Genomic DNA, 24,030 nt, shown 5'->3' on the forward strand with positions numbered 1-24,030 from the left:
TGGTTCCTTCGGTTTGGAAATCAGCTTCCCAACGATGAGCCGAGACAGTCGGCTGCGATGGAATGTTGCGCCGAGCTTCCGCCCAACCCGCAGAGCTTGAACACTGCCATCGCTTCTAAGGCGGGCCTCCGCCTTTCGCATTGACCCATATCAAGCTGTGTAACGCTGGCGATCGATCTTCGATCCGTCGTCTTGACCAAGATCAAGGTGCAGCACGCCGTGGTGCCTAAACTCACACCAATCGAACAAGTTCAAACAAGAGGTGTGACCATGCAAGCCAAGACCATTTTGAGTATCATCGGCGTCAATCAAAACGATGACGATCTGCACTCTGCAATCGAATTGTGCCGGGCGTCGAAAGCCCACCTGTCGGTGCTGGTGACAGCACTTGCTGCTCCACCAATCGGTGGATATGGCGAAGTGACCTCCACAGCCTGGCTCGAGGAACGTGAGCGCCAGACCGGAGCCCTTCGCCGAAAGGTCGCGGCCACCAAAACCATATTGCAGGCGGACGATATTTCGTTCGAGGTGGGCAGGCTCTTTACGGAATACGGATGGGCGGAGAATGAAATCGGACAACTGGCGCGCTATGTAGACCTGACACTGATCGGCGGTGGCTTTCTTACCCAGGACGATATGCGGCAGGAAATTTTGAACGGAGCCCTGTTTCAGTCGCCGGCGCCGATCCTGCTCGTGCCCAAAGGATATCCAGCCTCTCTTCGCCCAAAAACAGTGCTGATCGGCTGGGACTCCCGCAACGAAGCAAGTCTGACTGTTCGTGCTGCGATGGAGCAACTGACTGCGGCCGATAACGTGTGTGTTGCCATGGTCGATCCATCCGCCACGATCGGCAGCAACGGCGAAGAGCCCGGAGCCGATGTTGCAACCTTCCTCGCACGACATGGAATCCGGGTCTCAGTCGATGTTCTGCCCAGCGGCGGCCGCGCTGTCGCAGACGTGCTGCGTCAGCATGCGATCGATATCGGTGCCGAGCTGATTGTCATGGGTGCTTACGGGCATTCGCGGATGCGTGAGTGGCTCTTCGGAGGGACGACGCGCTCGATGCTCGAGCAGACGCCTGTTCCTCTGATGATGACACGCTGACACGAATTGGCACATCGCCCCGCCGGCAGGCGTGGCCGATTGTTTTTATTCTTGGAGAGGAAGAAGCATGGCTGGCACTTATGTTATTGCCGCGCTGCGGCCGGATCAGATCGTGCAAGCCTATCCTCTTGTCCAGGCAGTAGTTCCAAACCTTGGTATGGTGGCATGGCGCCGGATGGCATCCGACGCCAATCACCACGACGAAATCCTCGCCGCGGTCAACCCTCGAGGTTACATACAGGGTCTAAGCATCTACGGGCTCTGCGATCATCCCGCCGTTGGGCGACTGCTTGACGTCACCTTTCTGATTGTCGCTAGTGCGGCTGATGAACGTGGCATTGCGCAAACCCTGTTTGCGAGCATTCGATCGCGGGCGAGGGAGCTCAAGTGCAACCAAATTAGATTCTGGAATCAAAATCCCGGCAATTGGGAGCAGATGCACAACGAGGAGCGAGTCTATCGATTGGATCATGGGCTTATGATGTTCTGCAACGAAAGGGACCCATGAGGATTCGTTCGCAGCAAACCGGCCATTATCTTCTTGCGGTGAACACGTAGCCCACACCGCGTATCGATTTGATCAACTGTGGATGCGTGGGGTCCGCCTCAATCTTCTTGCGCAGTCGTGCAATCTGGGCATCGATCGTTCGATCATAGACTTCCAGATTCCGGCCGCGCGTCAGTTCCATTAGGAACTCGCGGCTGAGGACCCGTCCGGCGTGGCGTGCAAACACAACCAGCATGTCGAATTCGCCGGTGGTCAATTCGATTTCGTTGTTGTCCGCTGACAGAAGCTGCCGTTTGCCGATATCGAGCTGCCAGCCCTCGAAACGAATGACATCACTTGGCTCGTTTTCCCGACCTTTCGGTGTCGACTGACGGCGGCGAAGAATGGACTTCAGGCGAGCATGCACTTCCCGGAGATGAAAGGGCTTGGCGATATAGTCGTCGGCGCCGACCTCAATCCCAACGATTCTGTCGACCACATCGTCGCGACCAGTCAGCATTATGATCGGAATGTCCGACTGTCCGCGGATTTCGCGGGCAAGATCCAATCCGTCCTCGCCGCCGGGCAGGACCCAGTCCAACAAAACGATATCAAAGCTCACTTGCTGCAAAGACGCTCGCATCTCGGGCCCGTTCGATGCCGTACGTACGACATATCCTTCGTCCTCGAAGTAGCGTGTCAGCATCTGCCGGATTCTGGGATCGTCGTCCACGACCAAAAGATGTTCACGCCGCTGCTGATCCGAGGTCATTGCAAATGGTTCCAGTAAAGACGGGCTTCGACCCTGTGACAATCCGTTACAAAATTGCACGATCTCTAACACGTGTGGCATTCGGCTGTCACTCGGAAGCCATCAATCTATCTGGCATCGGAACAACATTTGAGAGGCATTGTCATGTTGTCAGTGAATAGCATTGAACAGGCTCAGACTTTTAATGACGTTGTTATTGCGTTCGAAGCGGAACCGATCTGTCTTCAGTCATTGTTCTCGAAGCAACCATTGGAACAATTGGATGCCGGAAGAACGTTGTTCTTCGAAGGCGACCAGGCAAAACATCTCTTTGAGCTGGTGGAAGGGGTTCTACGCATTTTCAAGATCATGGCGGACGGTAGACGCGTCATCACAGGCTTTCTCTATCCTGGCGATCTTGTCGGCGTGTCGCTCAGAAATCACTATCTCTATAGTGCCGAAGCCGTAACCCCTGTCAGATTGCGCCGTTTCTCCCGGAGAGCCTTCGAGGATAAGGTTGGCAGTTCGCCGGAACTGAGGCCGCAGCTTCTTGCCTGCCTCTGCGATGAAATGGCGGCAGCCCAGGACCAAATGGTGTTGCTGTCCTGCAAGAATGCCGAGGAGCGGCTTTGCAGCTTCTTGCTGCAGCAGCTTCGGCGCAAGCGTGAGCAAGACCGCTCAACCAGCGTTGTGGACCTGCCGATGACTCGCCTTGACATCGCCGACTATCTCGGGTTGACCATCGAAACCATCTCCAGAACGATGACGAAACTGGCGAATAAAGGTGTCATCGGCGCGGTTGGCCGTCACTCGATCCGCATTGCAAAGCCAGGAGTGCTTGTGCATCTTGCAGGAGATGGTGAGGAATGCCACGACGGCAATTTGTCTGTCGTTGTTTTTGACGGTACGCGCCGTCGCCACTAACCGAATACAAATGGAAGTAACATGAACGAGCAGCCGCCACGGCAACAGGTTGCCGAGAATAGACTGGATGAGATCGCTGAAGTCCTCGACAGCGCGAACATCATCGTCCACGGATTTGATGGTGTGATCAGCCGATGGACGACAGGCTGCGAGCGGCTCTACGGCTGGAGTCGGGAGGAAGCAATCGGTCAAGTTGTTCACGATTTGCTATCGACCGTCTTCCCGGAACCTCTCGACGCGATACGCGACAAGATCGCTGGGCAAGTTGAGTGGCAAGGGGAGCTTATTCACCACCGCAAGAACGGCAAGCAGATTACTATCTCCAGCCGCTGGGTCGTGGCGTCTTCTGTAGATCCGGCCCGGCCGGTCATTGTCCAGACCAACACCGATATCAGCGACTTGAAACGGATACAGGCGGATCTGGCGGAGCGAGAAGCGCATTTGCGGTCAATTCTCGCAACGGTCCCGGAGGCGATGATCGTGATCGACGAAGCCGGTACTATCGGCTCGTTCAGCTCGGCTGCGGAGAAACTGTTCGGATATTCGGCCGAAGAGGTTTACGGAAAGAATGTTCGCATGCTGATGCCATCGCCGGATCGCGAGGCACATGACGGCTATCTCTCGCATTATCTGATCACCGGTGAGCGGCGCATCATCGGTTATGGCCGGGTCGTTAGCGGGCAGCGCAAAGACGGCACGGTTTTTCCGATGGAATTGTCGGTCGGCGAGGCAATCGCCAACGGCAAGCGCATCTTTACCGGCTTCGTGCGTGACCTGACCAGCCGCCACAAGATTGAGGAAGAGTTGCGCCAGTCACAGAAGATGGAGGCCATAGGTCAATTGACCGGAGGCCTGGCCCATGACTTCAACAATCTGCTTACAGTCATCAGCGGCAACCTGGAAATGATCGAAGCTCGGCTGCAGGATACGAAGCTGCTGTCGCTGGCTTCGGAGGCGCAAGCCGCAGCTGCGGACGGAGCGAAGCTGACCGCGCAACTGCTTGCCTTTGGCCGCCGCCAGCCTCTCAATCCGAAGCTTATGGACGTCGGCAGGTTCGTCTCCGGTTTTTCCGATCTTTTGCGTCGTACATTGGGCGAGGCGATCGAATTGCGAACCGTTATTACCGGCTCCGCTAACGAAGCGCTTGTCGACGGCTCACAATTGCAGAACGCTCTCCTCAATCTTGCAATCAACGCACGGGATGCAATGCCCCGCGGCGGGCTTTTGTCGATCGAGATTTCGCGCCTGCGGCTCGATGCTGACTACGCACGCATGTACCCGGAGGTCCGCACTGGTGAATATGTGTTGATTACGGTGACCGATACCGGTGTTGGCATGTCGAGCGAGACAAAGGAACGTGCCTTCGAGCCGTTCTTTACGACAAAGGGGATGGGGGCTGGCACTGGCCTTGGCCTCAGCATGGTCTATGGCTTTGCCAAGCAATCAGGTGGTCTTGTCCAGCTCTACAGCGAGATTGGCCAGGGGACAAGCATTCGCATCTTCCTGCCAGCTCAAAAGGCGCCAGCAGCAATCGAACGGGATCGCGTCGATGAGGACAAAAAACCCAATATTCCGAGAGGCTTCGAGCGCATCCTTGTTGTCGAAGACGACGCACGCGTTCGTCGCGTCACCGTCTCGCGGCTTCTCGATGCCGGATACAGTGTCGTCGAGGCAAGCAATGGCACCGAGGCTCTGGCCCTTTGTCAGGAGAATCATGACATCGCATTGTTGTTTACCGATGTCGTGATGCCGGGCAGCATGGCAGGTGACGAACTCGCACATAAAATCCGGGCCATGCGCCCCGAAATCAAGGTTCTGTTCACCTCAGGCTATGCCGAGCCTACGATAGCCGGGCGAGAGTTAGCAGAAGCTGGCAGTTGGCTGAAGAAGCCCTATACCGCCCGGGAACTGGCCATCCGCCTGCGCGAACTCCTCGATTGATGTCTCTTGTAGACTCCAGATGCTTCATACCGCAACGCTATGGCGCCCCTTGGCGATCGCGAGGTAGCGATCGAATCGGGAAGCAATGGGGCGAACAAAAGGCCGTCCTTGCGGTTCTACCATAAATACATTGCCGTCGAAGCGGATGAGTTCCTGCTCCTCCTTAGCGATGCGCTCGACATCGGCTAGCAAATGGTCGACTTCAATTCCGAAGCTCTGCCGCAGATCGGCGAGGGAGAAGGAAAAGCTGCACATCAGGCTCTCGATCAGGCTGCCCACGACCCGGTCTGAGATCGAAAGGGCAAAGCCTCGGCTGGTGGCTAGCTCGCCGGCGCTCACCTTGCCGATATAATCTGCGGCAGCGACCGAATTCTGGACATAGCCTTGCGGCAGCTTACCGATCGAAGATGCCCCAAACCCGATCAGCGTCTCAGCATCGTCGGTCGTGTATCCCTGGAAATTGCGTCGCATCCGTCCATCGCTGGCGGCAGTCGCGAGATCGTCGGTTTCCCTAGCGAAATGATCGATCCCGAGCGCGATATAGCCGGCTTCCGCCAATTGAGCGGCACCAAGGCTTGCCATCTCGAACCGCTCGACCGGACTGGGAAGGGTATTTTGATCGATGAGGCTTTGGTGTTTTTTTATCCAGGGAACATGCGCATAGCCGAACAGCGCGATACGATCTGGCCGCATCGACACGGCAAGATCGATGGTTCTCCGCAACGTTTCCGTTGTCTGAAGCGGCAAGCCATAGAGGATATCGAGATTGATCGAGCCTATGCCCATGTCGCGCAATACGTTCACGATCGCGCGGGTCTGCTCGAAACTTTGCAGTCGATTGATCGCCTTTTGGACGCCGGGATCGAAATCCTGAACGCCGAGGCTTGCCCGCGTGATGCCGAAACGGTGCCAGGCCTGGAGTTTGTCATGGTCTGCATTGCGCGGGTCGATCTCGACGCTGATCTCACAATCCGTGCCCAGATCGAAAGCGGCATCGAGCTTCGCGCGCAGACTGTCGATGTCGTCAGGCTCGATCACGGTCGGCGAGCCTCCACCAAAATGAATGGCGCTGACGCGTCGCCGATCTGAAAGGAACCTCGCTACAAGTGCGATCTCCGCCTCAAGTACGCCTAGATAATCGGCGATGGGATCGTAGCGTCGCACCTGCTTGGTATGACAGCCGCAAAACCAGCAGAGCCGATCGCAAAAGGGCACATGCAGGTAAAGCGAAACGGGTTTGTGTGGATCCGTCTCGCCAAGCCATCTGGCATAGCAAGCATTGTCGATGCCATCGTGAAAATGCGGCGCGGTGGGGTAGCTGGTATAGCGCGGTGCGGGCTGAGCATAACGGATAAGCGAACTGGTGAGCACGGGAAACGCGTCTTTCAATAGATCTGGGGGAGCGATCGGTTAGCAGGCGGCCGGGTGGCGTGCCCGGCCGCCTGAGCATTATCCCTGCTTGTTGTTCGTCGCTCTATCGTCGACGAGTTCGTACCACATCGCGTTGAGGACAGCGAAGGCGGCGGCAAGCGGGAAGCCGAGGAGCCAGGCGAAATACCACATGTTCTTTCTCCTTGTATGGGGTTCAGTAGGCGTGTCCGTTCTTGTCGTTGACCGTCTGGGCGTCGACCTTGCCCCACAGCACCCGATAGACCCAGGTGGTGTAGAGAAGGATGATCGGGAGGAAGATCAGCACTGCGACCAGCATGACGAATAGTGTCATGTGGCTTGAGGACGCGTCCCAGACCGTGAGGCTGGAGCGCGGGTCGAGCGAAGAAGGCAGGATAAACGGGAACATCGAGACGCCGACCGTCGAGATGATGCCGAAGATGGCGAGCTTGCTGAAGAGCAGCGGCGCGAGTTCGCGGCCGGCAAGCATCGACAGCAGCGTGGCGACGGCACCAATGAAGCCGAAGATTGGAGCGACCATCATCCACGGATGGCTACCGTAATTTGCGAACCAGGCACCGGCACTATGATCGACCGTCTTCAAGAGTGGATTGGACGGACCGATCGGATTGATTTGGCTGGTAATGCGATAACCGTCGATTCCATACCAAAGAGCGAGGCCACCAAGGGCAAAAAGCACGACCGTCGCAAGCGCTGCCAGACTGCCGTAACGGCGTGCTCTTTCCGCGACATCGCCGCTCGTCTTCAGTTGCAGCCACGCGGCGCCATGCATGGTGAGCATGGCGACGGAGAGAAGGCCGCAAAGCAGAGCATAGGGGTTGAGCAGGCCGAAGAACGAGCCTTCATAGTAGATCCGCATATCGTCGGCGAAACGGAAGGGCACGCCCTGCAGCACATTGCCGACTGCCACGCCGAAGATCAGCGAGGGAACGAAGCCGCCGATGAACAACGCCCAATCCCAGCCTGCCTTCCAGCGAGCGCTCTCGCGCTTTGATCGGTATTTGAAGGCCACTGGCCGCAGAATGAGAGCGAAGAGGATCGCGAACATCGCCAGATAGAAACCGGAGAAGGAGACTGCGTAGAGCGGCGGCCAGGCGGCGAAGATGGCGCCGCCGCCAAGCAGCAGCCAAACTTGGTTACCCTCCCAGGTCGGGCCGATCGAATTGATGGCAATGCGCCGCTCGGTGTCCGTCTTGGAGACGAACGGAAGCAACGTACCGACGCCGAGGTCGAAGCCGCCGGTCACGGCAAAGCCGATCAGCAGCACTCCGAGCAGCAGCCACCAGATGATGCGAAGAGTCTCGTAGTCGATCAATTCATGAAGGATCATGGTGGTTACTCCGCAGCGGGAATGAGGGTTTCTGAAATCAGACCGGCTTCCGGTTCGCCGTCCGGTTCCGGACCCTTGCGAATGCCCTTCACCATCAGGCTCATTTCGATGACGATCAGCGCCGTATAGATCGCCGCAAAGCCGAGCAGGGTGATCAGGACACTGCCGGCCCCGAGATTGGAAACGGCAGCAGCAGTCGGCAATACGCCTTCGATGACCCACGGCTGACGGCCGAACTCGGCAACGATCCAGCCGAATTCGATAGCGACCCAGGGAAGTGGAATGGCAAAGACAGCGATGCGCAGCAGCAGTGGATAGCGATCGAGCTGACGGCGGGCCGAAAGCCAGAAAAAGGTCGCCGTCAGCAGAATGAAGAACAGGCCGAGCCCGACCATGATGCGAAAGGACCAGAAGAGCGTCGGCACATGGGGAATGGTATCGCGCGCCGCCTGAGCGATCTGCGCCTCCGTCGCCTGCCGGGGATCGTCGACATAGCGCTTCAGCAGCAGAGCATAGCCGAGCTCATGGCCGATATCCTCGAAAGAGGAGCGTGCCTGCTCGGCGGCTGGGTCCTGTGCTGCGGTACCGGCGGCGGTCGATTGGGCGGCGCGGATCTTCATCAGCGCATCATAGGCCTTGATGCCGTCGCGGATGCGGGTCTCCGCCTGCTTTTCGAGCTGGTTGATACCGGGAATTTCCGTCGTCAGCGAGCGGGTGCCGACCAGACCCATGGCCCAGGGGATATGCACGGCATAATGGGTTTCTCGTCCCTGCTGATCCGGAAAGCCGAAGGCAGTGAAGGCGGCGGGCGGCGGCTCGGTTTCCCACATGGCCTCGATCGCCGCGAGCTTCATCTTCTGATGCTCGGTCGACAGATAACCGCTCTCGTCGCCGAGAACGACGACCGAAAGGGCCGAGGCCAGGCCGAAGGAGGCGGCAACCGTCATCGAGCGCTTGGCGATCTCGATATGCCGGCCTTTCAACATATACCAGGCGGAGACGCCAAGCACGAAGATGGAAGCGCAGACGTAGCCTGCCGATACGGTGTGAACGAATTTCGCCTGGGCGACCGGATTGAAGACCACATCGTAGAAACTGGTGATCTCCATACGCATGGTCTGCGGGTTGAGCGCCGAGCCGATCGGGTTCTGCATCCACCCATTGGCGATCAGGATCCATAGAGCCGAGAAATTGGAACCGAGCGCGACGGCCCAGGTCGCCACCAGATGTCCGACCTTGGAGAGCTTTTCCCAGCCGAAAAAGAACAGGCCGACGAAGGTTGCCTCCAGAAAGAAGGCCATCAGCCCTTCGATCGCCAGCGGTGCACCGAAAATGTCTCCGACATAATAGCTGTAATAGCTCCAGTTCATGCCGAACTGGAACTCCATGACGATGCCGGTGGCGACACCGAGCACGAAGTTGATGCCGAACAGCGTACCCCAAAACTTCGTCATCTGCCGCCAGATCTGACGACCGGTCATGACATAGGTGGTCTCCATGATGGCAAGCAGCACGGAAAGGCCGAGCGTCAAGGGTACGAACAGAAAATGATAGAGCGCCGTCATGGCGAACTGCAGGCGCGATAGCGCGACGATATCGAGTTCCATAGTCTTTCTCCCACGCCCCTGAGGGTGTTTGATGCACCGCAGCCTTGAACGGCCTTGGCTATGATTGATCGGTCAGACGTCTCAGTCCTGCCTCAGCCGGGCGAGTGCTGCGTCAAATTCGGTTTCTCCCCGCCGAGCCGTAGCGACGATGCGGCCCTTGTCGAGAACGACGATCTGGTGGGCGATCTCGGCTTCCCGGCGAATATGCGTGGCGATCACCAGCGAACGGCCGCGGGTACGACTGGCAAGGCGCCGCATGACATCCCGTCCGGTTTCGCGGTCAAGGCCTTCGGTCGGCTCATCGAGCAGCCAGAGTTTGGTGCCGCGCAGGAACAGGCGGGCAAGTGCTAAGCGACGGGATTGTCCACCTGACAGGCCAAGCCCGCCTTCGCCGAGGCGCGTGTCGATGCCTTTCGGCAGGGCCTGTATGTCTGCAAGCAGGCCAGCGTCCGCAAGTGTGTCACTCAGCGTCTCGTCACTTGCTTCCGGGGCAGCGAGACGCAAGTTATCCCGCAGACTGTCCTGGAAAAGCTCCGTGCGCTGGGTCAGCATCGCGGTCGTCACGGTTTCGACCGTGCCGCTTTCGGCGGCGTGTTCGCCGGCGAGAATGGCAAACAGGGTCGATTTTCCCGCTCCGCTTGGGCCGATCACCGCGAGATGCTCGCCCAGCGCCAGCGAAAGTGTGATGCCTTCAAGCGAAGCCACTGCCGCTCCCTCATATCGGGCGGAAACGCTGAAGAGACGAACGGCCAGACCGCCCGGCGGCATCTGATGTGCGGGAGAGTGAGAAACCTGTACCAGACGCGGTGAAAGCCGGCGGGCAGCAAGTATGGTGCGGCCGAGTTCCAGTGCTCCACGACGCAGCCCTGCAAAGGGTTCGAGCGCAGCGAGTGCCATCAGTAGACCACAGGCGGCGACCGGTGCACCGATAATGCCGCGTTCGGCCAGCGAGGTAACGGTCAGTAAAGTGCCGGACAGCAACGCCGCAGAAGCGAGGCCGAAACCGATGGTAACTCCGCTTTCAATCCGGTTCAGTATGTCGTCTGCCTCGCTCAGACGGCGATCGGCGGCGGCAATCGCCGTACATTGCGCCTGCAGCCTGTTGGCCATGACGAGTTCCATCTGTCCTGCGACGAGATCGATAGCACGCGAGCGCAGCGCCTCGATTGCGTGCGCCCGTCGCCGTGCGGGTTTCAGGGCCAAGCGTCCCGCAAGAGCCGGAATGCCGAGACCGGCAGCGATGAGCCATAGGCCCGCGAGCAGGCCGAAGGGGACCGAGAGCAGCATCAGCGCGATGCTGACTGCCAGGCCCGAGACAATGGCGACAGTGGCCGGCACCAGAACGCGCAAATAAAGGGAATCGAGCGCGTCGATATCCGCCGTCAGCCGGAAAAGGAGCTTGGCCGGCCTGTGCATCAATATCGCTGCTGCCCCGGGTGCTGCCCAACCGCGAAACAGATTTTCGCGTAGCGCCGCAAGCAGGCCGAGCGTCGCATCATGGGTGGTCAGTCGTTCGCCGTAGCGCGCGCCAGTGCGAAGGATCGCCAACAGCCTGATACCGGCCGACGGAGCAAAGACATCGAAGGTGATCGCTGCTGCCGTCAGGCCGGCAAGCGAAGCAGCTGTAATGAACCAACCCGAGAGCCCGAGCAAGGCGATGCCGGCAAGCACAGTGAGGGCTGACAGCAGTGCGCCGAGCAACAATGCGCGTTTACACCCCGCCAGGAAAAACCGACAGATGGGATAAAGAGCGGAGAATGTCGACGTCATGCCGCTTCCTCCCGGACCGATGCGTCGATATGGATGACCCGACCCATTCTTGCTGCAAGAACCGGATCATGGGTGGCAACAACGAGCGTCCGTCCGCGAGCAACCGCCAACAATGCATCGGTGATATCGCGTGCGGTTTCGGTGTCGAGATGCGCGGTCGGCTCGTCCGCAAGGATAATGTCGATATGCGGGGTCGCGGCGGCGCGGGCAATCGCCAGCCGGAGGGCCTCGCCGCCCGACAGGCCCGACCCGCCTTCGCCGATCGACGCCGTGCCGCGCTGGGTTGCGACCCGCCGCAGACGGGCGAGATCGATCGCTTGTTGTACTGCATGCGGACTGACTTCGGGGCGACCAAGCGTGATGTTGCTGTTCATCGTGCCGGCAAAAATATGCGGTCGCTGACCGATCCAGGCCATGCGCCGTCGTAGTGCGGACGCGGAAATATCATCAAGCCGCTGCCCGCCGACATGGATCATACCGCTCTCTGGAGGAACAAGACCTGCAATCAACGACAGCATGGTCGTCTTGCCCACGCCGCTTTCTCCCAGAAGAGCCACATGCTCACCGGCTGCGATTGCTAGGCTGAAATCATCGAAAACAGGCATTCGTTCGGGCTGATGCCGGAAACGGAGCCGACTGATATTGATTGACGGTAATGTATGATCACGGCTGGTTTCCGCCGTGTTTTCATCGCGCCAACCGGGCAGCATCATCCCAGTACCGAACAGTGCATCGAGAGCGTCCAGGGCTGCTTCTCCGGCTGCCCGGTCGTGCCAGACTGCCGACAGTTCGCGCAACGGCTCGAAGAAGCTTGGAGCCAGCAGGAGAATGAACAGACCGTGGGTCAGGCTCAATCTGCCGGACCATGTGCCGACATCGATGGCGCCGAGCAGATTGAAGCCGACATAGACGGCCATTGCGGCAACGCCCAGCGCGGCAAACAGCTCCAACACTGCGGAGGATAGGAAGGCTATTTTGAGCACGGCCATGGTGCGGATTTTGAGCAGTTCGGCATCGGACCGCAGCCGCAAGGCGGTACGATCGACGGCGCCGAGCGCGCGAATGGTGGCAAGGCCGCGCAGTCGGTCGAGGAGAAAAGCATTGAGCCCGCCGGTCTCGGCCAGTTGCTTTTCGCTTGCCGCCTTGGCTCGCCAGCCGATCAAGGCCATGAACACAGGGATCAGCGGCGCCGTGAAGAGCAGAATGAGGGCTGCAACCCAGGAGACTGGCGTAACGCAGATGAATATGGCCAGTGGGACGGCGCTTGCCTTCAGCTGCGCCGGCCGGAAACGAGCAAGATAGGGCACGATGGTTTCAGCCTGCTCGGCGATCAGGCTGGCGGCAAAGCCGGATGCCGGACGATTGCTGTCCATTGGCGAGCGGGCGGAAAGGGCTGTAACGGCAATCTCGCGCCGCCGGCTCAGTTCGGCGCGCGCCGCCCGAAAGGCCAAACGTCCGCCAAGCGCGTCCAGCCCGGCACGGAGGGCGCCAAGCACAAAGACGAGCAGCGCCGGTATCGCCGTTGCGGTTATGCTGTGTCCATCAGCGATCACACCTATTCCACTGGCAAGCAAGGCTGCTTGAGGAATCCAGAGGAGAGACGCTAGGGTCTGCACGAGAGCGGCCCTTGACAGCTTGGCGGGCATTGTCCTTGGCGACCGGTAGCTTATGGATGCCGGTTGGATCGACCTGTCGGTGACCTCGGTCTCCACCTGTCCACCGACTTCCGATCCCGTATCGAAGAAAGCGCTGGTCATCGTGCCTACCTCTTGTCGGTGGGATTGGCGCTCATGCGCTTGTGGCCGAGCGAAACGACGCGCGTCTTTACCGCCTCGACAAGCCCGAGATGGATAACGAAGGATTGGACGAGAGGCGGAAGGCTCATGGTGGTTTCCGTCGCCGCAGTGTCTTTAGACAATTCTAAAAGCACTTCATTCGGCGCGAGATCATTGGTTGGTCCGGGCTATTTGCGTGCTGAACTTGACGTGTTCTAATTTGCCCGCGCCGCCTTAGCTTTGACCTAGGTCAATCTCGTAAAACTATGAGAGACAGGTCTTGTCAGGCACCGTCTCCGCCAGTGCGGCAAATCTCGGCAGTCCCCAACAGATAGTTTTTGGCTCTCCGAGGAATCCAGATGGCGGCCAAAATGGGGTGTCGAACCAATCGTTCGCCACCCCGCTATACCCTCTTCCCTCGTGCTTATCGAGATTGCGTTGTTTAGACCGGTTCACTCGGCGCCGGCATGGCAACGCCAAGATAGGGATCGATCCATGTGATCTGATCGGTAACGGACTTGACGCCGGGCACATTTTCCGCCGCGACCGTCGCGGCAAGCCGTTCTCGTTCGTCGAAGACGCTGCCGGATAATTCGACAACGCCGTTCTGAACGCCGACCTTTATAAAGCCGTTCTGGCTCCAGCTCTGATGAGACAGTTCCGCAATGACCGCCTCGGCGATCTGATCGTCGCTGGCCTGTACCTTCTCTTTTGGCAGCATGTTGGCCAATGCGCACACCAGGTCTGATCGGCAAACCATGCCGATCACTTTGCCATGTACGACAACAGGCAAGCGCTTGATCCCATGCTTCTCCATCAGATCGACGGCAACGATGAGCGTGGCACCGGGAGCAATAGTGACAACCTCTGACGTCATCACTTCTTCAACGCTACGGCCATGCGATAGAACATACTCATCGGCAAGCTTGCCGGGGCTGGTCAGAAACTCGAGCAGCCAGGATCGCTTGCGCTCCGTGTGCAATTCCCCGCGGCGAAGGAAATCGCCTTCGCTGACAATGCCGACAAGGCTTCCGCCGGCATCGACGATCGGAAGACCGCTGACGTGACGGTCGAGCATCACCATCGCCGCATCCATAACAGATGTCTTGGGCCCTACGGTGATAGCTGGCGCGTTCATGATTTCTTGAATGAGCATGGTCGTCTCCCGGCGATGATTTGGAGTGTGTTGCTGATAGGGGTTTGTGTTGTTCCGTGCCTAGGAGGTTACAGAGGAGGCGATTGCCGCGCTTTGATCGACATCAACCGAGCGCGGCTACCTGAGATCATTGGCAAGCCGTGTTTGCGCGACAATGGACCGTCGTTTGAAAGTAGGGCGGCCACTTCAAGCAGCCAAAGCGGAGAGTCACAGGGCGGTTAGTACGGAACGAACATCAACACGGCCGCGACCGCCATCAGTGCAACCGTTGCCCAGCCAATGCATGCGGCGGTCTTGCCCATCGTATATACGCCCATGACCTTCGAGCTGGCCGCCAGCAACAAGATGACGACGAGCAGGGGCACTGCGAGCAGGCCATTGAACACGGCGCTCCAGAATAGGGCGTTCATCGGTGTGATCGGTGAATACTGGATAACCAGTGCCAAAAGCACGCTGATGGCGATCACCGTGTAGAAGCCTCTGGCGTCGTTGGGCGCGCGTTCCAGTCCGAATTTCCAGCCCATGGCCTCGGCAAATGCATAGCCGGCGGAGCCAGCGAGAACAGGGACACCGATGAGGCCAACGCCTAAAATTCCGAGCGCGAAGATAAGTGCGGCAAACGGTCCGGCGAGCGGCCGTAGCGCGCTTGCAGCTTGAGCGGCAGTGTCGATATGCGTGATGCCGGCGACGTGCAGCGTAACGGCCGTTGCCAATATGATGAAGAAGGCCGTGAAGTTGGAGTAGAGCATGCCGCTCCAGGTATCCCAACCAATTCGTCGGAGTTCTTTGGGGGCCGCCGCACTATCTGTGGATAACGGCGTCGCATTGGGGTCCGCATTCATATCCTCGACCTCTTCCGATGCCTGCCAGAAGAAGAGATAGGGACTGATCGTCGTGCCAAAGACGCCGACGACCACGGCGGCGTAGGCGGGTGTCGGGGTAATCGCAGGCCATATCGTTCTCAGGGCGACTTGCTGCCAGTCGATATGGACGGTGAAAAGGACAGCCGCGTAAGCTAGTAGCGAAATCGTCAGCCATTTCAGAAACGCGACGTAGCGGTGGTATGGAATGAAGACCTGAAGTGCGAGCGTCCCAAAGACGAAGAACATCGTCATCAGGTGACGATTGAGGCCCGTGACCAACTCCGCGACTTCGCCCATGGCCGCAACATCGGCGGCGATATTCAGAATATTGGCGATCAGAAGCGAGAACACCACCGCATAGAGGACGAGCGGCGGGAAGGTTTCCTTGATGTTTGCAGCCAAGCCCCGCCCGGTCACCCGCCCAATCCGCGCGCAGGTCGACTGCACGACGGCCATCATCGGAAACGACACGGGCATGGTCCAGAGCATGTTCAGGCCGAACTGAGCGCCTGCCTGGGAATAGGTAGCGATGCCGCTGGGATCATCGTCGGCAACGCCGGTGATGAGACCCGGCCCAACGCTGGCGAGCGGGTGTTCCCGCAGGCGTGCCAGATGACCTGACAATCGCGAACGCCACGAATGATGTTCAAGGGCGGTCAGTTCCTGTGTCATCTGGCACCGTTGGACATGGTGGAGAAACTGATGACGTTGGAAGGCAGGAGCGTTGTCTGGTCAATATATCCGCCAACACCTTGAATGCCTTTCACAAGTTTCCGTATTGCCAGGCGCTGGATGTTGGAATCGAGCTTCCCCTGCACTTGCACCTGTCTATCCTTTACGGTGACTTCCACTTGATCGTTTCCGAACCCGAGATCCGTCGCCAAGCGTGCCGTCACGGCGCGCCGTATGGCGTCATCCTCGCTCTCGATATTTTGACCGTGCGCGTCAATGATGAGGTTGAGCAGATCACATCGGCTGACAATGCCAACAAGCCGGTGATCGTTGATGATTGGAACCCGTTTGATCCTGTGAGCTAACATCAGGGTACCGATCCGCCCGACATCGGTATCAGGGGGAACGCTTATAACATGGCGATTCATCGCTTCGCCGACCGACCAACTGTGGATTTGAAGGAAAGTGTTCAGACCATGCCGACCGTCACGCGCCGCCGCGCCGTTCACTGGCGACGCCCAATTGTCACCGACGCGTCGCATGAGATCCCCTTCGGTCAGGATTCCACACACTTCGCCGTCATCGCCGATGACCGGAAGGCCGCTGATATTTTTGGCGCGCATGAGCAAGGCCGCGTTTCGAACATTCAACGCAGGTATGACCGCAATGACGTTCTTGGTCATGATGTCCTTGGCCTGCATTGCTACCCCTTTTTCGTTCACCATCTGCATTTTAGGAACCGCGCCGGCCATGGACGCAGCGATGCAGTGAAATGCGCCACAGCCGCTTCGAAACCGTCTCGATCGTCTGGGCGCGTATCAGGCGTGTTTTCGGGTTTCTTCCAGATCGATCGACTGCTCTTGCGCGCAGGCCAGCAATTCCTCCGCATATGTCTCGGCGGACTGCGTATCAGTCCCGCATAGTCTGGCGTCATGGCATTTTCGATCGATGGCGTGTCGCATCGCTTTCATGAGATCGGCTCGTGCTCCGACGTCATGAAGACGCATAAGACGGGTGAGCGCCGTCAGCGCGATCAGTTCAAGAACCATCATGCGGCCTTCTACCTCACCGAGGGAGGGAATGGCTTTAGAGGCTGCGCCGCCTAGGCTGTCGCGTCTGGCTCTTAGCATTTGCTGATTCCTTCATGGGTTTGGTTGCAGGAAGCAGTCTGCGGATATTCGCCAACGCGGCATTGATCAGAATCAATGAGGAGAGGAATCTTCCCGATCAGACGAAGGGTGACAGACGCGGTGATGTGATCCGGCGATCTGTGTTTCAGTATAATTGCGCCTTGGAGGCAGGTTTGGTCGCGATATTCGCGAAGTGGTTGCATGGGCCATCCTCTGATTTGGGAGGCCCAAGGGCGCGCAATGCATTCAGGATGACTGCGACATCGATGACTTCCTGAAGCAAGGCACCGTGCAGCGGAGGCAAATAGCCGAATGCTGCGGCGATCATGCCGGCAACTGAAAGGCCAAGTCCCGCAACCACGCTTTGGCGGGCGATCGCAACGGTCCGGCGGGCGACAACCAGCGCGCTTACCAACGGATCGAGCCGGTCCACGAGCAGGACGACACCTGCCGCCTCCGAGGAGGCCGCCGCTCCGCGCGCGCCTAAAGCAACACCCACATCGGCGGCCGCGAGCGCCGGCGCGTCATTGACGCCGTCACCCACCATCATTACCGGACCGAAGCTTTTGGCCGCGATAACGGCCTCCACTTTCGAAGCAGGTGTCTGTTCGCCGAGCACCTGTTCGATGCCGAGGATGTTGCCGACGTGCGAGGCAACATCCAGGCGATCGCCAGAGGCAAGAACGATTTTCGCAATTCCGGCGCTGCGCAATCGCTGCAGAACGCTGATCGCCTCTGCGCGCACCGGATCGGCCATGATGATGTTTCCCGCGACAACACTGTCGATTGCGACTGTCACCGCAGCTTCACCGGATCGATGATGATCTTCAAAGGCGTGGGAAGCGCCCCGAGCACTTCGGCTTTTCACGAAGCGGCTACCGCCGATCACGACGCGGCGTCCGTCGACCATCCCTTCAAGCCCCATTCCACCGACTTCTTCGACATTGGTCGGTGGCGAGAGCCGCAGATTGCGCTCCTGCGCCGCTGCGATCAAAGCAGCTGCCATGACATGGCTTGATGCTTGATCCAACGAGGCGGCGAGACGCAACAACTCGTCCTTATCGATCCAATCGACACAGCCAATCGCCACGACTTGGGCTTTGCCGTGCGTGAGAGTGCCAGTCTTGTCGAGGATGGCAATCCGCACTCGGCTTAAGGCTTCAAGGGCGCCGCCGTCTTTCACCAGACAGCCTATCGAGGCACAACGCGAGATGCCCGACATGAGCGCGACCGGTACGGCCAGGATAAGCGGGCAGGGCGTGGCGATGACGAGAACGGCAAGAGCACGTCGCGGATCGTCGGACAGCAACCAGGCCGTCGACGCTATCGCTACTGTCATGAGCAGAAACACCAAGCCATAGCGGTCCGCAAGACGCGCCATGGGCGCCTTGCTCTTCTGTGCCGTCTCGACGAGGCGTACAACCGCAGCATATGTGCTCTCTGAGGCGGGGCGAAGTGCTTTGAGAGCAAAGACGGGACCGATCGATGCGCTTCCGCTCAGAACTTCCTCGCTGGCCCGATGATCCACAGGGAGTGCCTCACCTGTCAAAGCGGACTCGTCAAGAACAGCTCGTGGAGACAGAAGAATACCATCGACAGGCAGCACTTCGCCTTGGCGGATCATGATGTGATCGCCAGCAACTATCTTCTCGACAGGAGTTAGTTCCAACCGATCGCCAACATAGCGAAATGCAGTTTGTGCCACTCGTCCCATCAGCAACGTCATCTCACGGGCAGCGCGGTCGGACGCATATCCCTCTAGCATCTGTCCACCTGCATACATCAGCGCGACGACGTTGGCTGCGAGGCTTTCGCCAAAGGAAAGGGCGAACGCCATCGACAGGGCGGCGACGATATCCAACCCGAAATCGCCACGACGCAAGGTATGGAAGGTCTGCAGCAACAATGCGCCCAGGATCGGCAAGGTGGCGAGTGCCCAGACAAATGAGGCAAGCGCGATGCTATCGATTACTGCGAAGGTCAGGCCTGCCAAAAGCCCAGATGATGCGATCAGCACCAATGATGCCCCATCGGTTTTTAGCAGAGAAACTACCGTGCTGGTCACGCTGGAGAATGTCATGCTTGGCTCCGATGGCTGAGTTTGTAGCCGATATGCTGTTGCCCTCGATCAGCTGATTAGAACCGTTTCCATCGAACAGACATTGATCCGTCTCAATGCGACCCGTCCGAGAGACATGCGAATTTTAAAAAAAGCAGCGGATGGATCGCGTCTTCCGCTCTGCAGCGCGGTTCACAGCATATTCGTGTAGCATGCAGCGGATCCCTGGGGACCGTGCAGACAACGGCCGATCTCATCTCCAGAAATCGTCGTGGTGATCCGCCGAAACCCACGGATTCTGTGATTGAACAGCTTGACGATGTCTGCAGTCGGCACTGCGGCAAGTATTTGCGAGGCTCGCTCCAGCAAGTCGCCGACGATTTCCACGTCGTCCTCGATGATGATGGATGCCTCGAATGTGCTGGATAAGAACATGTCCACGGCGCGCAAGTGGCTTCGATAGCAGCCGTATTCGCCCGGCAGCAGTTGCCGTCCACCGTGTCTGAAGAAACTGGCGTGATCGACGTCGATATAGTCCATGGGAGCGATGCTACGCCCGTCGATGGCGGGAACCCGTGTGATATGAATACCATGGGCGAGCGCCTGAGAGCGGATAGCTTTCCACCTGTCAACAGATCTGGCCAGGTTAATGACATAGACACCGAGGCTCGTGGGCAAAGCAACCATTGATCAGTCACCTCTGCTCCCGTCCGTCAATGATAAGGATTTTGTGCGGGTTCCTGAGGAAAGGTTGTCAACTCTTCGTAAGAAGGCATGCTTTAGCAAAAGCCACGTCAATTGCCGAAGACGGCAGATAAAACGTGATGCTTCTAGCCATGCGCGATAGGGCTGAACAGTCACGTAGCGCCATTGCCGCAAATGATAGGTTCGGCGTTTGGCCTGAATCTGGGACGGCAATCCAGTATCCTGGTTGATCGGCACGGGGAAGACAAAAGCGGCCTTCAGGCCCGCCAGATATTCAAGATCAAAAGCAAGATCGAACGGCAAACGCATCGGAACGAGCTTTTCGACAAACCACGCGGCCGCTCGCCGGTTGAGCAGATAGGCGCCCGATCCTTTCTCGCGAGTAAGCGCCACGGCAAGGGAACGTTGGGACGTCAAGTCGGCAAACGGGTATTTGCGGCCGCGATTGACCGTCGAAAGCCGCAAGATGTCCCAATCGGCGTTCGCCTCGATTGCGGCCCTCAAGAGTTGTTTCAAGTCGGCGGGAAATTCGAGATCATCCTCCAGTATCAGGGCAAATTCTGACTCCGAGGCAAGCAGGCGCTTTGCGCATTCAATATGGCTAAGGTAGCAGCCGACCTCTGCAGGGTTTCCCCATCTTCCATGCAGAAGCCTATAGGTGCCCTCGCGGAAGTCCCTAATGGGCAACTCAAGCGCCCGCCCGTCGACCGCGGCAACGCGTTCGAACGGCAGCCGCATACTATCGAGCTTATCCTGCATGGCGGACAGCCGATCCGCGGCACGGTCGAGATTGATGAGGTAAGTCTTCATAGGAAGATCGCTAAGATCTTTGTCATTCATTCTACGTACTCGTTCCGACAGGAAGGGTCGTTGTTGTGTTTGTCGGAGCGGACATTGTTTGGCCTGGCTTACGGGCGGCTTACAGAAACCTGTCAAAAAGGTGAAATTGACCATTCAGGTTACATTTTTAGGGCGCGCTTAACCGGAGCGCCTGGCCTCATCGTCTGAACGGGAATGACGCGATGCCGCGGGATTGAGGCGCGTGTCGCAAAAAGGGATGCGAAGAGGCGTGCCTCGAATTCGCCAAGAACAAAGAGGCTTTTCGCTGAAGTCGCCCTACGGATCAACGCGAAAATTTTGGACTGGTTCATGCGTGTGTTGCTCGTTGAAGACAATGCCAAGCTCGCTTCACTGACAAGCGAGGCAATGCGTTCCCATGGTTTTGCCGTCGATTGGGTCAGTTCAGCCAGCGATGCCGAGGAGGCTATATCCAACATCAGCTATGAGGCGGTCATCCTCGATCTCGGCTTGCCGGATCGCGACGGCCTGTCCTTGCTCGAACCTGCGCGCCGCCGGACGCCCTCAACGCCTATTCTCATCCTGACGGCACGCGATGCCGCAAGTTCGATTATCGATGCGCTCGACAGCGGTGCCGATGATTATCTCGTCAAGCCCTTCGTCATGGGCGTGTTGATCTCGCGCGTTCGTGCCTTGATGCGTCGCCCAGCGCTGCGCCACGATACGATCCTCGGCGAGCGCAACGTCCATCTTGATCTTTCGCAGCATGTTGCCAAGGTCGGGGAGACCGAACTGCAGCTCAGTCGCCGGGAATTTGCCGCTCTGGAATTGTTTCTTCGAAGATTCAACAGGGTTCTCTCCAAGGCTGATGTCGAGGAGTCGATCTATGGCTTCGGCGAGGAACTGAGCTCCAACGCAGTCGAGGTTCTCATCCATCGGTTGCGCAAAAAGCTCCAGGCTGCGGGCGCTGCGATCGATATTCATAACATGCGAGGCGTCGGCTACATGCTGACGGAGGGGCGTTCATGACGTTTCGCCGACTGACGCTATTCAGGCGGCTCGTCGTTGCAATGTCTATTGTCGCACTGGTTGCTGTCGTTGCGAGTGTTCTTTTCTTGTACGTCCGTTTCCAGTCGGCCAATGACGCCTTTCGGGAGGAAACGCTTTCGACCTTCGCACAGGACATGCAGCGCCAGTTCGTGTCGGATCCGCAACTCGCCGGTAGACCGGCATCTGCCTTGAGAGCGCGGATCAGGGAACTGCGTGGACAATTCGCCATAGTGACGGATGTGGGTAAAGTCCTTGTCAGTTCGGAGACGTTGAATCAGCCACTGGTTCCTGTCTCGAACCAGAAAGTTCGGTACTTTCTGCTCCCGGGGCACGGCAAAGTGAGAGCCCTTTTTGGCATCTCAATGCAACTTGATGGCGATAATCCCGCGCATTTTGCGCAAATCGCCTTCCCGCGGGAGCACGTCATTTTCGATACCGTGCTGGAGGAGTTCGTCACCGACATCGCCTGGATATGGATCCCATTTGTTTGTCTTCTTCTGCTGGTCAACATCCTCGTGCTGAAATTCGCGCTGAAGCCATTGAGCCAGGCGGCCGAGGAGGCACGGCAAATCGGGCCCTCCAGCACAGCGGCGCGGCTGACGGAAACCGGGATGCCGGAGGATGTGCTGGCATTGGTGAGCGCGGTCAACGAAGCGCTCGATCGCTTGCAGGCGGGATTTCTGTCACTTGAGCAGTTCTCGATCCATCTTGCCCATGAGCTTCGGACGCCGTTTGCGATTATCAAGGCTCGCCTTGCGCTCTCGCAAGATACCTTCGCACGGAAAGTCGAGGAGGATTTCGAGGGTGTAGAGCGGCTGGTCGGTCAATTGGTCGATCGCGTCAGGATCGGTGGCCTGCATTTTGAGACGAGCGACCGGGTCGATCTTGGTGATATCGGGCAGCGGACAGCGGCATTCCTTGCACCGGTCATTCTTTCCAAGGGCCGCGACATCGAGTTGCAGTCGCCCTTAGAGCCCGTCGTGGTCAGCGGCGCATTCGACTTCATCTTTCGAGCCCTGCGCAACCTCATTGAGAATGCGCTGAACCATACGCCTCCTGGTACGACAATTACCGTGACGATCTTTCGATACGGCATCACGGTCTCCGATTCCGGCCCAGGATATCCGGCGCGATGGCTCGAACCGGCGGTGGCTGTCGGTAAACCCGACAGCGGATCGGGCGGTCTCGGGCTTGGCCTATCGATCGTGAAGGAGACGATGATTGCTCACGGAGGCGATCTCAAACTCGCCAATTTGCCAGAGGGCGGAGCATCCGCGACGATGGAATTTCCGATCCATCAGAACGCGTCCTGAGAATGGAATCTTCATGTTCGGTATAGGCTACCTTGGTGGAAAGCTGTGGTTTGGCAGTCGCCGGACCTGCCGATGCAGCTCCTTTGCTTTCCGTTGTCTAAGCCAACCAGCTTCGATCCTCCTCAGTTGCTTGACCTTGATCAATGTTGCAATCTCTGGCTGGCCATATCCTTCTTCTGCCAATGGAATCTCAAGGAGAAGGCTATGGACGACATCACTCTGAGACAGAATATTCTGGACGCCCTTGAATTCGAGCCGAGGGTCGATGCTGCCGACATCGGTGTCGTGACGCGAGACGGTATCGTCACTCTCACCGGCCACGTCCGCACATATGCGGAGAAGGAAGCTGCAGAGAAAGTGGTGAGACGTGTGAAAGGCGTTCGCGGCATAGCCCAAGAGATGGAAGTGCACATTTTGGGTGCAAGGAAGACAGATGACGACGACATTGCCCGACGAGCAGTCAAAATGGTGGATTGGAATATTTCCATCCCGAAGGAAGCAGTGCAGGTCCGGGTGTGCAGGGGCGTTGTCACTCTAACTGGCAAGGTTGAATGGCAGTATCAAAGGAATGCCGCCGCTGATGCAATCAAGGATCTAGCCGGCGTTGTCGGCGTTTCCAACCTTGTAGAGGTCGTCCCTGGGATCAGCGCCGCCGACGTCAGGAGGCGCATTAAAGATGCCCTGGAACGCGATTCGGACCTGCAGGCGCAAGCCATCCAGGTGGACGTTTCGGGCGGCAAGGTCACCTTGAAAGGCAATGTCAGGACTTGGTCCGAACGACTTGCGGCGGAACGTGCCGCCTGGTCGGCCCCAGGCGTCTACGCGCTCGATGATCAGCTGTCCATAAACTGATCAGCTTTCGACACAAGAGAGGATACGAACATCATGAGCATGGATTGCACACGAACGAGCGAAGCGCTCCTTGCGGGCGCCGGTTGTCCCCTCCCGCATCATCAAAACTGCGACTTTCGCCTCGACCGAGCCGACAGCAACAAATGGGAAATCACGGTTCTGTCGCTCCGCGCCCAAGCATGGGTTCGCGACGAATTGTGCTATCCTCTCGGTCAGTCTCTGGGCGACAGCTTCAAGGTGGATATACTGAGCGCGGACCAATTTCTGAAGCAGGCGCAAGCGCTGGGATTTCGAACCGAGTTTGTCGGCACGGGCGGTAAGGATCTCTTTTGA

Annotated in this window: 22 protein-coding genes and 1 pseudogene; 9 read left to right on the top strand and 14 right to left on the bottom strand. The window is 58.2% G+C overall.

The features are described 5' to 3' along the window. Nucleotides 1–192 precede the first annotated feature (192 nt). Together EX00_RS20640 and EX00_RS20645 are read left to right on the top strand one after the other, a co-directional pair. Complete coding sequence (locus EX00_RS20640) at nucleotides 193–1,104, top strand: universal stress protein (RefSeq protein WP_234709068.1); 912 nt, start codon at nucleotides 193–195, stop codon at nucleotides 1,102–1,104. Between the two features lie 67 nt (nucleotides 1,105–1,171). Then, nucleotides 1,172–1,612, top strand: a complete 441-nt coding sequence (locus EX00_RS20645) for a hypothetical protein (RefSeq protein ID WP_047462085.1) — start codon at nucleotides 1,172–1,174, stop codon at nucleotides 1,610–1,612. Nucleotides 1,613–1,637: 25 nt separating this feature from the next. Here the strand turns inward: EX00_RS20645 and EX00_RS20650 are convergent, their stop codons facing one another. Further along, the gene (locus EX00_RS20650; RefSeq protein ID WP_047462088.1) at nucleotides 1,638–2,363 is read right to left on the bottom strand and encodes a response regulator; all 726 of its coding nucleotides are present in this window, start codon (nucleotides 2,361–2,363) and stop codon (nucleotides 1,638–1,640) included. Between the two features lie 144 nt (nucleotides 2,364–2,507). On the opposite strand from EX00_RS20650, the gene EX00_RS20655 reads away from it, so the two are divergent. Continuing rightward, complete coding sequence (locus EX00_RS20655; RefSeq protein ID WP_047462091.1) at nucleotides 2,508–3,266, top strand: Crp/Fnr family transcriptional regulator; 759 nt, start codon at nucleotides 2,508–2,510, stop codon at nucleotides 3,264–3,266. 21 nt (nucleotides 3,267–3,287) lie between these two features. Continuing rightward, nucleotides 3,288–5,207 (top strand): hybrid sensor histidine kinase/response regulator, encoded by a 1,920-nt coding sequence (locus tag EX00_RS20660; RefSeq protein WP_047462094.1) that lies wholly within the window; start codon nucleotides 3,288–3,290, stop codon nucleotides 5,205–5,207. 24 nt (nucleotides 5,208–5,231) lie between these two features. Here the strand turns inward: EX00_RS20660 and hemN are convergent, their stop codons facing one another. From hemN to EX00_RS20705, 10 genes and pseudogenes are all read right to left on the bottom strand, one after another. Next, complete coding sequence (gene hemN, locus EX00_RS20665) at nucleotides 5,232–6,578, bottom strand: oxygen-independent coproporphyrinogen III oxidase (RefSeq protein ID WP_047462097.1); 1,347 nt, start codon at nucleotides 6,576–6,578, stop codon at nucleotides 5,232–5,234. Between the two features lie 81 nt (nucleotides 6,579–6,659). Further along, nucleotides 6,660–6,770: pseudogene (gene cydX, locus EX00_RS31155) on the bottom strand (cytochrome bd-I oxidase subunit CydX); the annotation flags it as partial. A gap of 22 nt (nucleotides 6,771–6,792) precedes the next feature. Then, a complete protein-coding gene (cydB, locus tag EX00_RS20675) occupies nucleotides 6,793–7,947 on the bottom strand; it encodes a cytochrome d ubiquinol oxidase subunit II (RefSeq protein WP_047462102.1) in 1,155 nt (384 codons plus the stop codon). Nucleotides 7,948–7,952: 5 nt separating this feature from the next. Further along, a complete protein-coding gene (locus tag EX00_RS20680; protein WP_047462106.1) occupies nucleotides 7,953–9,554 on the bottom strand; it encodes a cytochrome ubiquinol oxidase subunit I in 1,602 nt (533 codons plus the stop codon). 81 nt (nucleotides 9,555–9,635) lie between these two features. Then, nucleotides 9,636–11,324, bottom strand: coding sequence for an amino acid ABC transporter ATP-binding/permease protein (locus EX00_RS20685; RefSeq protein WP_047462109.1), 1,689 nt, complete (start codon nucleotides 11,322–11,324; stop codon nucleotides 9,636–9,638). Beyond that, the gene (cydD, locus tag EX00_RS20690) at nucleotides 11,321–13,081 is read right to left on the bottom strand and encodes a thiol reductant ABC exporter subunit CydD (RefSeq protein ID WP_047462110.1); all 1,761 of its coding nucleotides are present in this window, start codon (nucleotides 13,079–13,081) and stop codon (nucleotides 11,321–11,323) included. The genes EX00_RS20685 and cydD overlap by 4 nt, the downstream gene beginning before the upstream one ends. Before the next feature lie 5 nt (nucleotides 13,082–13,086). Then, nucleotides 13,087–13,209, bottom strand: a complete 123-nt coding sequence (locus EX00_RS32150; protein WP_267884778.1) for a hypothetical protein — start codon at nucleotides 13,207–13,209, stop codon at nucleotides 13,087–13,089. Between the two features lie 332 nt (nucleotides 13,210–13,541). Next, a complete protein-coding gene (locus tag EX00_RS20695) occupies nucleotides 13,542–14,255 on the bottom strand; it encodes a CBS domain-containing protein (protein ID WP_047462113.1) in 714 nt (237 codons plus the stop codon). Nucleotides 14,256–14,473: 218 nt separating this feature from the next. Next, nucleotides 14,474–15,790 (bottom strand): NRAMP family divalent metal transporter, encoded by a 1,317-nt coding sequence (locus tag EX00_RS20700; RefSeq protein WP_052210826.1) that lies wholly within the window; start codon nucleotides 15,788–15,790, stop codon nucleotides 14,474–14,476. After that, nucleotides 15,787–16,542, bottom strand: coding sequence for a CBS domain-containing protein (locus EX00_RS20705; RefSeq protein ID WP_052210827.1), 756 nt, complete (start codon nucleotides 16,540–16,542; stop codon nucleotides 15,787–15,789). Before EX00_RS20705 ends, EX00_RS20700 begins: the two co-directional genes overlap by 4 nt. A 180-nt stretch (nucleotides 16,543–16,722) precedes the next feature. Here EX00_RS20705 and EX00_RS31500 point away from each other — a divergent pair, with 180 nt between their 5' ends. Then, the gene (locus tag EX00_RS31500) at nucleotides 16,723–16,896 is read left to right on the top strand and encodes a hypothetical protein (RefSeq protein WP_155294097.1); all 174 of its coding nucleotides are present in this window, start codon (nucleotides 16,723–16,725) and stop codon (nucleotides 16,894–16,896) included. A gap of 169 nt (nucleotides 16,897–17,065) precedes the next feature. Here the strand turns inward: EX00_RS31500 and EX00_RS20715 are convergent, their stop codons facing one another. From EX00_RS20715 to EX00_RS20725, 3 genes are all read right to left on the bottom strand, one after another. After that, nucleotides 17,066–19,000: a heavy metal translocating P-type ATPase gene (locus EX00_RS20715; protein WP_047462119.1), complete on the bottom strand. Its 1,935-nt coding sequence runs from the start codon at nucleotides 18,998–19,000 to the stop codon at nucleotides 17,066–17,068. A gap of 171 nt (nucleotides 19,001–19,171) precedes the next feature. Continuing rightward, a complete protein-coding gene (locus tag EX00_RS20720) occupies nucleotides 19,172–19,666 on the bottom strand; it encodes a glycosyltransferase family 25 protein (protein ID WP_052210830.1) in 495 nt (164 codons plus the stop codon). A 3-nt stretch (nucleotides 19,667–19,669) separates the two neighbouring features. Beyond that, the gene (locus EX00_RS20725; protein WP_080761289.1) at nucleotides 19,670–20,524 is read right to left on the bottom strand and encodes a glycosyltransferase family 25 protein; all 855 of its coding nucleotides are present in this window, start codon (nucleotides 20,522–20,524) and stop codon (nucleotides 19,670–19,672) included. Between the two features lie 309 nt (nucleotides 20,525–20,833). Between EX00_RS20725 and EX00_RS20735 the strand changes: the two genes are divergently transcribed. The 4 genes from EX00_RS20735 (at nucleotide 20,834) to EX00_RS20750 (ending at nucleotide 24,030) form a co-directional block, all read left to right on the top strand. Next, entirely contained in the window at nucleotides 20,834–21,511 is a 678-nt protein-coding gene (locus tag EX00_RS20735; protein ID WP_047462123.1) for a response regulator, read from the top strand. Beyond that, nucleotides 21,508–22,845, top strand: coding sequence for a sensor histidine kinase (locus tag EX00_RS20740; RefSeq protein WP_047462126.1), 1,338 nt, complete (start codon nucleotides 21,508–21,510; stop codon nucleotides 22,843–22,845). Before EX00_RS20735 ends, EX00_RS20740 begins: the two co-directional genes overlap by 4 nt. 204 nt (nucleotides 22,846–23,049) lie before the next feature. After that, nucleotides 23,050–23,697, top strand: coding sequence for a BON domain-containing protein (locus EX00_RS20745; RefSeq protein WP_047462848.1), 648 nt, complete (start codon nucleotides 23,050–23,052; stop codon nucleotides 23,695–23,697). Nucleotides 23,698–23,730: 33 nt separating this feature from the next. Further along, complete coding sequence (locus EX00_RS20750) at nucleotides 23,731–24,030, top strand: hypothetical protein (RefSeq protein WP_047462129.1); 300 nt, start codon at nucleotides 23,731–23,733, stop codon at nucleotides 24,028–24,030.

The organism is Martinezella rhizogenes (genome assembly GCF_000799715.1).
Taxonomy (GTDB): Bacteria; Pseudomonadota; Alphaproteobacteria; order Rhizobiales; family Rhizobiaceae; genus Rhizobium; species Rhizobium rhizogenes_C.

Bases quoted from the DNA above. Each gene is read 5' to 3' on its own strand.
- EX00_RS20645 (WP_047462085.1), top strand. From the start codon at position 1,172: ATGGCTGGCACTTATGTTATTGCCGCGCTGCGGCCGGATCAGATCGTG.
- EX00_RS20650 (WP_047462088.1), bottom strand. From the start codon at position 2,363: ATGACCTCGGATCAGCAGCGGCGTGAACATCTTTTGGTCGTGGACGAC.
- EX00_RS20655 (WP_047462091.1), top strand. From the start codon at position 2,508: ATGTTGTCAGTGAATAGCATTGAACAGGCTCAGACTTTTAATGACGTT.
- EX00_RS20660 (WP_047462094.1), top strand. From the start codon at position 3,288: ATGAACGAGCAGCCGCCACGGCAACAGGTTGCCGAGAATAGACTGGAT.
- cydB (WP_047462102.1), bottom strand. From the start codon at position 7,947: ATGATCCTTCATGAATTGATCGACTACGAGACTCTTCGCATCATCTGG.
- EX00_RS20680 (WP_047462106.1), bottom strand. From the start codon at position 9,554: ATGGAACTCGATATCGTCGCGCTATCGCGCCTGCAGTTCGCCATGACG.
- EX00_RS20685 (WP_047462109.1), bottom strand. From the start codon at position 11,324: ATGACGTCGACATTCTCCGCTCTTTATCCCATCTGTCGGTTTTTCCTG.
- cydD (WP_047462110.1), bottom strand. From the start codon at position 13,081: ATGACCAGCGCTTTCTTCGATACGGGATCGGAAGTCGGTGGACAGGTG.
- EX00_RS32150 (WP_267884778.1), bottom strand. From the start codon at position 13,209: ATGAGCCTTCCGCCTCTCGTCCAATCCTTCGTTATCCATCTCGGGCTT.
- EX00_RS20695 (WP_047462113.1), bottom strand. From the start codon at position 14,255: ATGCTCATTCAAGAAATCATGAACGCGCCAGCTATCACCGTAGGGCCC.
- EX00_RS20700 (WP_052210826.1), bottom strand. From the start codon at position 15,790: ATGACACAGGAACTGACCGCCCTTGAACATCATTCGTGGCGTTCGCGA.
- EX00_RS20705 (WP_052210827.1), bottom strand. From the start codon at position 16,542: ATGGCCGGCGCGGTTCCTAAAATGCAGATGGTGAACGAAAAAGGGGTA.
- EX00_RS31500 (WP_155294097.1), top strand. From the start codon at position 16,723: ATGGCATTTTCGATCGATGGCGTGTCGCATCGCTTTCATGAGATCGGC.
- EX00_RS20715 (WP_047462119.1), bottom strand. From the start codon at position 19,000: ATGACATTCTCCAGCGTGACCAGCACGGTAGTTTCTCTGCTAAAAACC.
- EX00_RS20720 (WP_052210830.1), bottom strand. From the start codon at position 19,666: ATGGTTGCTTTGCCCACGAGCCTCGGTGTCTATGTCATTAACCTGGCC.
- EX00_RS20725 (WP_080761289.1), bottom strand. From the start codon at position 20,524: ATGAATGACAAAGATCTTAGCGATCTTCCTATGAAGACTTACCTCATC.
- EX00_RS20735 (WP_047462123.1), top strand. From the start codon at position 20,834: ATGCGTGTGTTGCTCGTTGAAGACAATGCCAAGCTCGCTTCACTGACA.
- EX00_RS20740 (WP_047462126.1), top strand. From the start codon at position 21,508: ATGACGTTTCGCCGACTGACGCTATTCAGGCGGCTCGTCGTTGCAATG.
- EX00_RS20745 (WP_047462848.1), top strand. From the start codon at position 23,050: ATGGACGACATCACTCTGAGACAGAATATTCTGGACGCCCTTGAATTC.
- EX00_RS20750 (WP_047462129.1), top strand. From the start codon at position 23,731: ATGAGCATGGATTGCACACGAACGAGCGAAGCGCTCCTTGCGGGCGCC.